We start from the raw sequence: 12073 nt of genomic DNA, 5'->3' as shown, positions 1-12073 counted from the left end.
TGGCCCCAAAAATCGCGTGCGTGTATGATACACGGCGTCAAGCTAATTAGCTAAATCCGTGGTATTTGGGGTTTTTCCATGCAAGCGTATCAGCGCGATTTCATTCGTTTTGCCATCGATCGCGGCGTTTTGCGCTTCGGTGAGTTCACCCTGAAGTCCGGACGTACCAGTCCTTACTTCTTCAATGCCGGCCTGTTCAATACAGGTTCGGCCCTGGCGCAGCTGGGGCGTTTCTATGCCGCAGCCATTGCCGAAAGCGGTATTTCCTTCGATGTGCTGTTCGGGCCAGCCTACAAAGGCATCCCGTTGGCGGCGACCACCGCCGTGGCATTGGCCGAGCATCACAACCGTGACCTGCCCTGGTGTTTCAACCGCAAGGAAGCCAAGGCTCACGGCGAAGGCGGCAGCCTGGTCGGCGCACCATTGACCGGCAACGTGCTGATCATTGACGACGTGATCACCGCTGGCACCGCCATTCGCGAGGTGATGCAAATCATCGCGTCCCAGGACGGCGCCAAGGCCGCTGGCGTGCTGATCGCCCTGAACCGTCAGGAGCGTGGCAACGGCGAGCTGTCGGCGATCCAGGAAGTGGAGCGCGATTTCGGTATCCCGGTGATCAGCATCGTTTCGCTGAACCAGGTGCTGGAATTCCTGGCTGATGATCCGCAGCTCAAGCAGCACTTGCCGGCTGTAGAAGCGTACCGCGCTCAGTTCGGCGTTTGATGTAATTCCCTTTGGGACGAGCTTTTGTGACGGGGGAGCAAGCTCCCTCGCCACAGGAAAGGCAGTTTTTTACAGGGATCGCAGGCAAAAAAAGACCCCGCTCAGCCTGGCTGAGCGGGGTCTTTTTTTGCACTATCGCTTAGTGACGCTTGCGATTGCTGATCAAGGTACCCACACCGGTATCGGTGAAGATTTCCAGCAGGATCGCATTCGGCACGCGACCGTCGATGATCAGCGAGCTGCCCACACCGCCTTGAACCGCTTCCAGCGCGCAACGGATCTTCGGCAACATGCCGCCGTAGATGGTGCCATCGGCGATCAGATCGTCGACCTGCTGAGTGCTCAGACCGGTCAGGACCTTGCCCGACTTGTCCATCAGGCCGGCAATGTTGGTCAGCAGCATCAGCTTCTCGGCTTTCAGCGCTTCGGCAACTTTACCGGCCACCAGGTCAGCGTTGATGTTGTATGACTCGCCGTTCTCACCGACGCCGATGGGCGCGATCACCGGGATGAAGTTGCCTTTGACCAGCAGGTTCAGCAGTTCGGTGTTGATCCCGACCACTTCGCCCACCTGACCGATGTCGATGATTTCCGGTTGGGTCATCTCCGGCGTCTGGCGAGTGACGGTGAGCTTTTTCGCGCGAATCAGCCCGGCGTCTTTGCCGGTCAGGCCGATGGCGCTGCCGCCATGACGGTTGATCAGGTTGACGATGTCCTTGTTGACCTGGCCACCGAGGACCATTTCAACGACGTCCATGGTCGCAGCGTCGGTGACGCGCATGCCATCGACGAAATGGCTTTCGATCGACAGGCGCTTGAGCAAATCACCGATTTGCGGGCCGCCACCGTGAACGACTACCGGGTTGATGCCCACGGCTTTCATCAGCACGATGTCGCGGGCGAAGCCGGTTTTCAGCTCCTCGCTTTCCATCGCGTTGCCGCCGTATTTGATCACCAGCGTCTTGCCGACATAACGGCGAATGTAGGGCAGTGCTTCGGACAGGACCTTGGCGGTGTTGGCGGCGGCTTCGCGTTCGAGGGTCATTCAGGGCTCCGGTGCTTCAATAAATCAAAACGGTAGTTGGAGATCAGGTGCAACACGCTTCAGTTGAACGTGGAATACGTCCTTGATGCGCTGCAATTCAGCCTCGTCATCGGCCTCGAAACGCAGCACCAGCACCGGTGTGGTGTTGGACGCGCGAACCAGGCCCCAGCCTTTGGCATAGTCGACTCGCACGCCGTCAATGGTGGTCAGGTCAGCGCCTGCGCCCCACTGCGCGTCGTGCAGTGCATCAATGATGCTGAATTTGCTCTCTTCGGTCACATGGATATTGATTTCCGGCGTAGAAATATCATTCGGGAAGGTCGCGAACAGCTCTTCGGCCGATGATTTTTCCTTACTGAGGATCTCCAGCAGCCGCGCGGCGCTGTAAATGCCATCGTCGAAACCGAACCAGCGCTCCTTGAAGAAGATGTGCCCGCTCATTTCGCCGGCCAGCAGGGCGCCGGATTGTTTCATTTTCTTCTTGATCAGCGAGTGACCGGTCTTCCACATCAGCGGACGGCCACCGTATTCCTTGATCAGCGGGATCAGGCGACGGGTGCATTTGACGTCGAAGATGATTTCGGCGTCCGGGTTGCGCGCCACCACGTCGCGGGCGAACAGCATCAGCAGGCGGTCCGGATAGACGATGCTGCCGGTGTTGGTCACCACGCCGACACGGTCACCGTCACCGTCGAAGGCCAGGCCGATGTCAGCGTTGGTTTCCTTGACCTTGGCGATCAGGTCGACGAGGTTTTCAGGCTTGCCCGGATCCGGATGGTGGTTCGGGAAGTTGCCGTCGACTTCGCAGAACAACGGAATGACTTCGCAATTCAGCGCTTCGATCAGCTGCGGAGCGATCACACCGGCGGCGCCATTGCCGCAGTCCACGACTACTTTCAGGCGGCGGGCCAGTTTGATGTCCTGGACGATTTCGGTGGTGTAGTGATCGAGGATCTCGACCCGGGTGATGCTGCCTTGGCCGCTGCTCAGGTTGTTGGTCTTGAGACGTTCATGCAGTGCCTGGATCTGTTCGTTGGCCAAGGTATCGCCAGCAATGACGATTTTGAAGCCGTTGTAGTTCGATGGGTTGTGGCTGCCGGTCAGCATGACCCCGGATTTGCCGGCCAAAATGTTGGCGGCGTAGTACAGCGCTGGCGTTGGCACCAGGCCGACGTCGCTGACGTGGCAGCCGCTTTCAGCCAGGCCTTGGATCAGTTTTTCCACCAGCTCCGGGCCGGACAGGCGACCATCACGGCCAACGGATACATTGGGTTCGCCCTGCGCGAGGCTTTGTGCACCGATGGCGCGACCGAGCCAGTAGGCCGTTTCTGCGTTCAGAAATTCCGGGACGGTGCCGCGAATGTCATAGGCGCGGAAAATGCTGTCTGGGAACTTGGGGGCAATTTTGGCCGGGGTGCTCATCTGGGGAAACTCCATCTCGAATGTGGCTGGACCTGCCTGCGAGTGACTCGGCAGACTCAAACTGAAGGGTATGACGGCGTTTTCCACAGAGAGTTCGTGGTGCGAAAAGGCCATCCTGGCGGAATCAGCGGCCAATAGGTTGGCTAATACCTTGATTTTGGGCGGCTACCCTTCCCGTTGAGGCCGCTCAAAATGTATGGCGAGGATGCGTGTTTCCTCGCCTCGGGGACAGCCTATGAGATCAGTGGCTGCCTGAGTGACCGAAGCCACCCGTGCCACGTTGGGTTTCGACGAACTCTTCGACCATCTCGAAATGTGCCTGCACCACCGGTACCAGCACCAGTTGCGCCAGGCGTTCGCCCACGGCCATGGTGAAGTCCGTCTGGCCACGGTTCCAGCACGAAACCATTAGCGGACCCTGGTAATCAGAGTCGATCAGCCCCACCAGGTTGCCCAGCACGATACCGTGCTTATGGCCCAGGCCGGAGCGCGGCAGGATCAGTGCGGCGAGGTTCGGGTCGCCGATGTAGACCGACAGGCCGGTAGGGATCAGCACGGTTTCACCCGGCTTGATCACGATGTCCTGCTCCAGCATGGCGCGCAGGTCGAGGCCGGCGGAGCCCGGTGTGGCGTATTGCGGCAACGGGAATTCGGTACCGATGCGGGGATCGAGGATCTTGGCTTGCAAAGCGTGCATGTAAATTAAACCTGGTTCAGACGTTCGGCGATAAAAGTGATCAGCTGGCGAGCAATCTTGCTCTTGCTGGTCTGGGCGAAAAGTGTGGCGTGAAGCTCGCGGTCGATCACGCTGCAGGCGTTTTCTTCGCTGTTGAAGCCAATGCTCGGGTTGGCGACGTCGTTGGCGACGATCAAGTCGAGGTTCTTGTCCTTCAACTTGCGGGCAGCGTAGTCGAGCAGGTGTTCGGTTTCAGCGGCGAAACCGACACTGAACGGACGGTCGGGGCGTGTCGCGATGCTGGCCAGGATGTCCGGGTTGCGCACCATTTGCAGCAACAAGCCGTCGCCGTTCGTAGGATCTTTCTTGAGTTTTTGTGGGGCGACTACTTCGGGGCGGTAATCCGCGACCGCCGCAGAGGCGATGAACAGGTCGCAGGGGATCGCGGCTTCGCAGGCGGCCAGCATGTCGCGGGCACTGACGACATCGATGCGTGTGACGCGGTCCGGCGTCGGCAGATGCACGGGGCCGGTGATCAGCGTCACCCGAGCGCCGGCTTCAACAGCCGCTTCAGCCAGGGCGAAGCCCATTTTTCCGGAGCTGTGATTGGTGATGTAGCGCACCGGGTCGATGTTTTCCTGGGTCGGGCCGGCGGTGATCAGCACGTGCTTGCCGGTCAGCGCCTGGCGCTGGAAGCAGTCGGCGGCGCACTGGGCCAGATCGGTGGCTTCGAGCATGCGACCCAGGCCGACGTCGCCGCAGGCCTGGCTGCCAGAGGCCGGGCCAAAGACTTTCAAGTCGCGACTTTCGAGGGTTTGCAGGTTGGCCTGGGTCGCTGGATCGCGCCACATGGCCTGGTTCATCGCGGGGGCGACAGCGACGACTGCGTCGGTAGCCAGCACCAGGGTGGTCAGCAAATCATCGGCAATGCCTTGGGCCAGGCGGGCGATCAAGTCTGCGGTAGCGGGCGCGATCAGTACCAGATCGGCCCATTTCGCCAGCTCGATGTGGCCCATGGCGGCTTCGGCTGCCGGGTCCAGCAGATCCAGATGGACCGGATGCCCGGACAGGGCCTGCATGGTCAGCGGGGTGATGAACTCGGCGCCGCCACGGGTCATGACCACGCGCACTTCAGCACCCTGATCCATCAGGCGGCGAACCAGGTCGGCGCTCTTATAGGCAGCAATGCCGCCGCCGACGCCCAGAACAATGCGTTTCCGATACAGCCGCTGCATAGGCCTGCCTTTCAATTCGTTGATGACTGCTGGGCGATACCCCCTCCCCAGGAGTGAAATCGCCCGCAAAAAAGATGGGCTACGATATCACAGCGACCGCTATGGAACAGCGGCGCCCACAGACAGGGAGGTGCTATGAGTATTCGCAATTGGCCGGCGGCGGAACGGCCGCGGGAGAGATTACTGACGCTGGGAGCGGCGAGTCTTTCAGACGCCGAGTTGCTGGCGATTTTTTTACGAACTGGCGTATCCGGCAAAAGCGCGGTGGATCTGGCGCGGCATCTGCTGAGCCAGTTTGGCAGCTTGCGTGCATTGCTCGAGGCCGATCTGGTCACGTTCAGCCTGCATTTGGGACTTGGGCCCGCGAAATTCGCTCAGTTGCAGGCAGCGCAGGAAATGAGCAGGCGCCATTTGGCCGAGCGTGCGCGGCAAAAACCGGCACTGGAAAGCCCGCACGCCGTTCGCGAATATCTGAAATCGATGTTGCGCCACGAGCCGCACGAGGTGTTCGGCTGCCTGTTTCTGGATTCCAAACATCAGGTGCTGAGTTTCGAAGCGCTGTTTCGCGGTTCCATCGACAATACCAGTGTGCATCCGCGGGAGGTGGTCAAGCGTGCGCTGGCAAACAACGCCGCGGCGTTGATCCTGCACAACCACCCGTCGGGCAATAGCGACCCCAGTCAGGCTGACCGGGTGCTGACCAGGCGCCTGCAAAAGGCGCTGGAGTTGATCGATGTACGAGTGCTTGATCACTTCATCATCGGTGATGGCGATCCACTGTCCATGGCCGAGTACGGTTGGATGTAAATGAGTGCGTAACACTGTAGGAGCGAGCTTGCTCGCGATGAACCCGTGAACGTCGCGGGGGTGTCAGGTTGCCCGCTTTATCCTTGACGATCATCGCGAGCAAGCTTGCTCCTACAATTTGACCTTCGAAAAGTCCTGACGCCCAAACGGGCTGACCGAATAACCCTCAACCTCTTTGCGCGTCAGTGCGAACGCGGTCGGGTGGGCCAGCGGCAGCCAGAGTGCCTGTTGCTGGATCTGCGTCTGGGCCTGTTCATAGAGTTTGCTGCGTACACCTTGCTCGCCGGTGGTTTTGCCGGCACTGATCAGCTTGTCCAGATCCGCATTGCAATAGCGGGAGAAATTGGTGCCGGACTTCACCGCAGCGCAGGAAAACTGAGGTGTGAGGAAGTTGTCCGGGTCGCCGTTGTCGCCAGCCCAACCCATGAACAGCAGGTCGTGCTCACCGGCCTTGGCGCGGCGGATCAGTTCGCCCCATTCGATCACGCGGATCTCGGCCTGAATGCCGATTTCCGCGAGGTCAGATTGCAGCAGCTGAGCGCCGAGGCTCGGGTTCGGGTTCAGCAGGCTGCCGGTAGGGCGGGTCCAGATGGTGGTCTGGAAACCGTCCTTGAGCCCGGCCTTGGCCATCAATGCCTTGGCTTTCTCGACGTCATGCGGGTAGCCCGGCAGGTTTTTCGCGTAGCTCCAGGTATTGGGTGGGTACGGGCCGTTGGCTGCTTCGGCGGTGTCCTCGAACACGGCTTTGACGTAGTTGGCCTTGTCGAACACAAGGTTGATCGCCTGGCGTACTTCCGGCTTGTCCAGCGGTGGATGTTGGCTGTTGATGCCGACGAATGCGGTCATGAACGCGTCAGTCTTTTCCACCTTCAGGGTCGGCTCTTTCAGCGCGGCCTGCACGTCCAGAGGTTTGGGCGACAGGGCGATCTGGCACTCATTGCGTCGCAGCTTCTGCAAGCGCACGTTCGCGTCCGGGGTAATGGCGAAGATCAACGGGTCCACTGACGGCTTGCCGCCAAAGTAGTCCGGGTTGGCTTTGTAGCGAACCGAAGCATCCTTCTGGAAGCGTGTGAAAACGAACGGGCCGGTGCCGATTGGCTGGCTGTTGAGCTTGTCTGTGGTGCCGGCCTTCAACAATTTGTCGGCGTATTCGGCCGAGTAAATCGAGGCGAAACCCATGCTCAGGGTCGCGAGGAACGTCGAGTCCGGATGGTCCAGGGTGAAGCGCACGGTCAGCGGATCGAGGGCATCGATCTTCTTGATCAGTGCTGGCAATTGCATCGATTGCGCATGAGGAAAGCCACTCTGGGCAACCTGGTGCCAAGGGTTGGCCGGGTCGAGCATGCGGTCGAAGCTGAATTTCACGTCTTCGGCGGTCAGCTCGCGGGTCGGGCTGAAATAGTCGGTGCGGTGGAATTTCACCTGTGGGTGCAGCTTGAAGACGTAGATCAGGCCATCGGGGCTGACTTCCCAGCTGTCCGCCAGGCTGGCGACCACTTTGCCGCTGGCGGTATCGAAGTCCACCAGCCGGTTCATCAGTACGTCGGCCGAGGCATTGGTGGTGGTCAGCGAGTTGTATTGCACCACGTCGAACCCTTCCGGGCTGGCCTCGGTGCAGACGCTCAGGGCGGCGGCGAAGGCCTGTGGGCTCAGCAAAAACGGGGCGAGCAACAACGGTAGGGCAGCGAGGCGCATGGTCGGATTCCTTTACAGATCGAAGGCCCATCTGCAAGTGCAGTCTGGAAAAGGCTTACCCTAGTGGGCTCGATTGCAAATGACTATCCCCTTTTTGATTTTGAGGGGACCATAGGCGATTGATTTTGGTGGGCATCGGGCGCCAAACGGCAAGATGGGTGGGTTGGGCGGATTCTCTGCGACGAGTGGTCAAAATCGACGACAGCCTTTATCCAAGGCGGCTGGCGCCGGAAAAATGGGGTTTTTATCAACTCATCGCACACCGAATGTTGTTGCTCTCCAGTCTTTCTGGTATAAAGCAGCGCTCTTTTCTAGGGGCCCGGTTCCTTCGTTTGTAGGTGTAGCCGGTAAGACCCCTAAAGAAACGCGGCGCCTGGCGCCAAATGACTGAGAGATTAAGCGGCCAACCCATGCCGGGTTGGGCATGTGGTTTTAGAGGGCTGAGGCATGTCTAGAGTCTGTCAAGTTACCGGTAAGGGTCCGGTGACTGGGAATAACATTTCCCACGCAAACAACAAAACCCGTCGTCGTTTCCTGCCGAACCTGCAGCATCACCGCTTCTGGGTTGAAGAAGAGAAACGTTTCGTGCGTCTGCGCGTATCTGCCAAAGGCATGCGTATCATCGACAAGCGTGGCATCACTGCCGTGCTGGCCGAAATCCGCAAAGCTGGCAAGATCTAAGGGAGCTAATCATGCGTGAATTGATTCGTTTGATTTCGAGCGCCGGTACTGGTCACTTCTACACTACCGACAAGAACAAGCGTACTACTCCGGACAAAATCGAGATCAAGAAATTTGATCCGGTTGTTCGCAAGCACGTGATCTACAAAGAAGGCAAAATCAAGTAATTGATTTTCTCCTCTTACGAAAAAGGCCCGTATCGCGAGATACGGGCCTTTTTTGTTGCCTGAGTTTTGTGGTGCTTGTCAGGGCCTTCGTACGGAGCAAGTCCGCTTCCACAGGTTCTGCGAATGACGCAGATCTCTGTGGGAGCGTGGCTTGCCCGCGATAAGGTCGGTCCAGACTATGGACGTCTTCAGGCCTTCTGTTCAAACGCCACATAAATCTTGCGGCACGGCTCCAGCACTTCCCAGGTGCCCCGGAACCCGGCCGGGATCACGAAGCGATCACCCGCGCGGACGGTTTTGCTGTTGCCATCGTTATCGCGCAGCACGGAAACGCCCTGAATGATTTCGCAGTATTCATGCTCGGTGAAGTTCACCAGCCACTGGCCGACGGCACCTTCCCACACGCCAGCATTCAATTGACCGCAAGGGCTGTTGTAGTGGTTGTAGACCGTTTGCTCGGGGTCGCCCTTGAGCACTCTGGCCGGGTCTGGTCGATAGCGCTCGGGCTCGGTGGTGGCCTGGCCAAAGTCGACGATGTTCTGGACGCTCATTGTTGTATTCCCCAGTTATTGTTGGTATCGCTAAAGTCTATGTTTATTAAAATGAACATCGCAAGGCCGTTTGCCGGTGTTATGTCAAATATATTGAAACTTCACCTGCCGCTGGTTTAGGGTGGCGGTTGCCTTGGGCCGAAAGCAGGCTGGCCGGGCAGAATTCCTGACAGCGCCCGCGAAGATCGCGGGTGTCGTATTCAATAAGAGGAGGACACTCGCATGACCACCCTGACTCGTGCCGATTGGGAGCAGCGGGCTCGCGATCTGAAGATCGAAGGCCGCGCCTACATCAATGGTGAATACACCGATGCCGTCTCCGGCGAGACCTTCGAGTGCATCAGCCCGGTCGATGGCCGTCTGCTGGGCAAGATTGCCAGCTGTGATGCCGCCGATGCCCAGCGCGCCGTTGAAAACGCCCGTGCCACCTTCAATTCCGGTGTCTGGTCGCGCCTGGCGCCGACCAAACGCAAAGCCACCATGATCCGTTTTGCCGGCCTGCTGAAACAGCACGCCGAAGAGCTGGCCTTGCTTGAAACCCTGGACATGGGCAAGCCGATCAGCGACTCCCTGTACATCGACGTTCCCGGCGCGGCGCAAGCCCTGAGCTGGAGCGGCGAAGCCATCGACAAGATCTACGACGAAGTCGCGGCGACCCCGCACGATCAACTGGGCCTGGTGACTCGCGAGCCTGTCGGTGTTGTCGGCGCCATCGTGCCGTGGAACTTCCCGCTGATGATGGCGTGCTGGAAACTCGGTCCGGCGCTGTCCACCGGTAACTCGGTGATCCTCAAACCGTCGGAAAAATCGCCGCTGACCGCCATCCGCATCGCTGCTTTGGCCGTCGAAGCCGGGATTCCGAAAGGCGTGCTCAACGTCCTGCCGGGTTACGGTCATACCGTCGGCAAGGCCCTGGCCCTGCATAACGACGTAGATACTCTGGTGTTCACCGGTTCGACCAAGATCGCCAAGCAACTGCTGATCTACTCCGGCGAATCGAATATGAAGCGCGTCTGGCTCGAAGCCGGCGGCAAGAGCCCGAACATCGTGTTCGCCGACGCGCCAAACCTGCAGGAGGCTGCTGAAGCCGCTGCGGGTGCTATCGCCTTCAACCAGGGCGAAGTCTGCACCGCCGGTTCGCGCCTGCTGGTGGAGCGTTCGATCAAGGACAAATTCCTGCCACTGGTGATCGAAGCCCTGAAAACCTGGAAGCCGGGCAACCCGCTGGATCCGGCGACCAACGTCGGTGCATTGGTGGATACCCAGCAGATGAACACCGTGTTGTCCTACATCGAGTCCGGTCATACCGACGGCGCCAAACTGGTGGCCGGTGGTAAACGTATCCTCCAGGAAACCGGTGGTACCTACGTTGAGCCGACGATTTTCGACGGCGTGAGCAACGCGATGAAAATCGCCCAGGAAGAAATCTTCGGCCCGGTACTGTCAGTCATCACCTTCGACAGCGCCGAAGAAGCCGTCGCGATCGCCAACGACACCCCGTACGGTCTGGCCGCTGCCGTGTGGACTTCCGACATCTCCAAGGCGCACCTGACCGCCCGTGCACTGCGTGCCGGTAGTGTGTGGGTCAACCAGTACGATGGCGGCGACATGACCGCACCGTTCGGTGGCTTCAAGCAGTCCGGCAACGGTCGCGACAAGTCGCTGCACGCGTTCGACAAGTACACCGAGCTGAAGGCGACCTGGATCAAGTTGTAAGTCGTTACAGGCGGCCTGTTGCAGAGCAGGCCTCCTGAACGAAGCAGATCCCTTGTGGGAGCGAGCCTGCTCGCGATTAGCGGTGTGACAGTCGACGAACAAGTTGAATGTTGCTCCGTCATCGCGAGCAGGCTCGCTCCCACAGTGTTTTGTGCCGTACATAAAAATTATCCACAGGAGCGTGGAACATGCGTTGGGCGACGTATTTCGCCGTGTTGGCGTCTGTCTTGAGTGTCGGTCTGGCCCTGGGGGTCAGCATGCCGCTGGTGTCGTTTCGCCTGGAAAGCTGGGGTTACGGCTCGTTTGCCATTGGTGTGATGGCGGCGATGCCGGCCATCGGTGTACTGGTCGGGGCGAAGATTTCCAGTCGTCTGGCGGCGCGTTTCGGCACCGCCAACCTGATGCGCCTGTGCCTGTGGGCCGGAGCGGTTTCCATCGGCTTGTTGGCACTGTTGCCGAGTTACCCGATCTGGCTGGTGCTGCGGCTGATGATCGGGGTGATCCTGACCCTCGTGTTCATCATCGGTGAAAGCTGGATCAACCAACTGGTGGTCGAGCAATGGCGTGGGCGTTTGGTCGCGCTGTATGGCAGCAGTTATGCGCTGAGTCAGCTGGCCGGACCGGTGTTGTTGGGCTTTATTGGCACCGAGCACGATTATGGTTTTTGGGTTGGCGTCAGTCTGCTGATGGCGGCACCGTTCCTGTTGTTGGGCCGCAGCGGTGCTCCGAGCAGTGAGTCCAGCAGCGTGACTCTGAGAGATTTGCTCGAGTTCTGTCGGGGTCTGCCGGCGATTGCCTGGGCGGTGTCGCTGTTTGCTGCGTTCGAAGCAATGATCCTGACGCTGCTGCCGGTCTACTGCTTGCGCCAGGGCTTCACCACGGAAATCGCCCTGGCGATGGTCAGTACGGTGGTGGTCGGTGATGCCGTGCTGCAATTACCGATTGGCGCATTGGCCGATCGCCTGTCGCGGCGCGCCTTGTTTACCGGGTGCGCGGTGGTGCTGCTGGGGTCGAGTCTGGCCATCCCGTTGCTGATCGACACGTTGCTGATCTGGCCGCTGTGGGTGTTGTTCGGTGCCAGCGCGGGCGGCTTGTTCACCTTGTCGCTGATTCTGATCGGCGAGCGTTATCGCGACGACGCGCTGGTCAGGGCCAATGCGCATATCGCGCAGTTATGGGGGATCGGCTGCCTGATCGGACCATTGTTGGCCGGTGCCGGCAGCCAGTGGATCAGCGGGCACGCCTTGCCGTTGCTGATGGCGGTGGGGGCGTTGGGCGTTTTGATCGTCGTTTCGCGCCAAGGGGCATTTGGCTCGGTTGCCGAGCCGGCCTAAGCCCTGTGGGAGCAAGCTCCC

Annotated in this window: 11 protein-coding genes and 1 pseudogene; 6 read left to right on the top strand and 6 right to left on the bottom strand. The window is 59.5% G+C overall.

Going from position 1 to position 12073, the window contains the following annotated elements:
* The first annotated feature begins 78 nt into the window (after window positions 1-78).
* A complete protein-coding gene (pyrE, locus tag F7R06_RS04555) occupies window positions 79-723 on the top strand; it encodes an orotate phosphoribosyltransferase (RefSeq protein ID WP_090326626.1) in 645 nt (214 codons plus the stop codon).
* A 139-nt stretch (window positions 724-862) separates the two neighbouring features.
* Here the strand turns inward: pyrE and argB are convergent, their stop codons facing one another.
* The 4 genes and pseudogenes from argB to coaBC form a co-directional block, all read right to left on the bottom strand.
* Window positions 863-1768 (bottom strand): acetylglutamate kinase, encoded by a 906-nt coding sequence (gene argB / locus F7R06_RS04550; protein WP_047535093.1) that lies wholly within the window; start codon window positions 1766-1768, stop codon window positions 863-865.
* 24 nt (window positions 1769-1792) lie between these two features.
* Window positions 1793-3196 (bottom strand): annotated as a pseudogene (locus F7R06_RS04545) (phosphomannomutase/phosphoglucomutase); the annotation flags it as partial.
* A 235-nt stretch (window positions 3197-3431) separates the two neighbouring features.
* Window positions 3432-3887 (bottom strand): dUTP diphosphatase, encoded by a 456-nt coding sequence (gene dut / locus F7R06_RS04540; RefSeq protein ID WP_047535088.1) that lies wholly within the window; start codon window positions 3885-3887, stop codon window positions 3432-3434.
* Window positions 3888-3892: 5 nt separating this feature from the next.
* The gene (gene coaBC / locus F7R06_RS04535; protein ID WP_090326620.1) at window positions 3893-5101 is read right to left on the bottom strand and encodes a bifunctional phosphopantothenoylcysteine decarboxylase/phosphopantothenate--cysteine ligase CoaBC; all 1209 of its coding nucleotides are present in this window, start codon (window positions 5099-5101) and stop codon (window positions 3893-3895) included.
* A 135-nt stretch (window positions 5102-5236) separates the two neighbouring features.
* On the opposite strand from coaBC, the gene radC reads away from it, so the two are divergent.
* Window positions 5237-5908, top strand: a complete 672-nt coding sequence (gene radC, locus F7R06_RS04530) for a RadC family protein (RefSeq protein ID WP_090326618.1) — start codon at window positions 5237-5239, stop codon at window positions 5906-5908.
* 111 nt (window positions 5909-6019) lie between these two features.
* Here radC and F7R06_RS04525 read toward each other — a convergent pair whose 3' ends face one another.
* The gene (locus F7R06_RS04525) at window positions 6020-7603 is read right to left on the bottom strand and encodes an ABC transporter substrate-binding protein (RefSeq protein WP_090326615.1); all 1584 of its coding nucleotides are present in this window, start codon (window positions 7601-7603) and stop codon (window positions 6020-6022) included.
* A 447-nt stretch (window positions 7604-8050) separates the two neighbouring features.
* Here F7R06_RS04525 and rpmB point away from each other — a divergent pair, with 447 nt between their 5' ends.
* Both rpmB and rpmG read left to right on the top strand, forming a co-directional pair.
* Complete coding sequence (gene rpmB / locus F7R06_RS04520) at window positions 8051-8284, top strand: 50S ribosomal protein L28 (protein WP_034147715.1); 234 nt, start codon at window positions 8051-8053, stop codon at window positions 8282-8284.
* Window positions 8285-8295: 11 nt separating this feature from the next.
* Entirely contained in the window at window positions 8296-8451 is a 156-nt protein-coding gene (rpmG, locus tag F7R06_RS04515; protein WP_007894709.1) for a 50S ribosomal protein L33, read from the top strand.
* 188 nt (window positions 8452-8639) lie between these two features.
* Here rpmG and F7R06_RS04510 read toward each other — a convergent pair whose 3' ends face one another.
* Window positions 8640-9002, bottom strand: a complete 363-nt coding sequence (locus F7R06_RS04510) for a cupin domain-containing protein (RefSeq protein WP_090326611.1) — start codon at window positions 9000-9002, stop codon at window positions 8640-8642.
* 222 nt (window positions 9003-9224) lie between these two features.
* On the opposite strand from F7R06_RS04510, the gene F7R06_RS04505 reads away from it, so the two are divergent.
* Together F7R06_RS04505 and F7R06_RS04500 are read left to right on the top strand one after the other, a co-directional pair.
* On the top strand, window positions 9225-10718 hold the full coding sequence (locus tag F7R06_RS04505; protein WP_090326607.1) for an aldehyde dehydrogenase: 1494 nt from the start codon (window positions 9225-9227) through the stop codon (window positions 10716-10718).
* 188 nt (window positions 10719-10906) lie between these two features.
* Window positions 10907-12052, top strand: a complete 1146-nt coding sequence (locus F7R06_RS04500) for an MFS transporter (RefSeq protein WP_090326604.1) — start codon at window positions 10907-10909, stop codon at window positions 12050-12052.
* The last annotated feature ends 21 nt before the right edge of the window (window positions 12053-12073 follow it).

It is taken from the genome of Pseudomonas moorei, assembly GCF_008801475.1.
Lineage (GTDB): Bacteria > Pseudomonadota > Gammaproteobacteria > Pseudomonadales > Pseudomonadaceae > Aquipseudomonas > Aquipseudomonas moorei.
The sequence above is the reverse complement of the archived record's forward strand: the minus strand, read 5'-3'. Positions and strand labels throughout refer to the sequence as shown.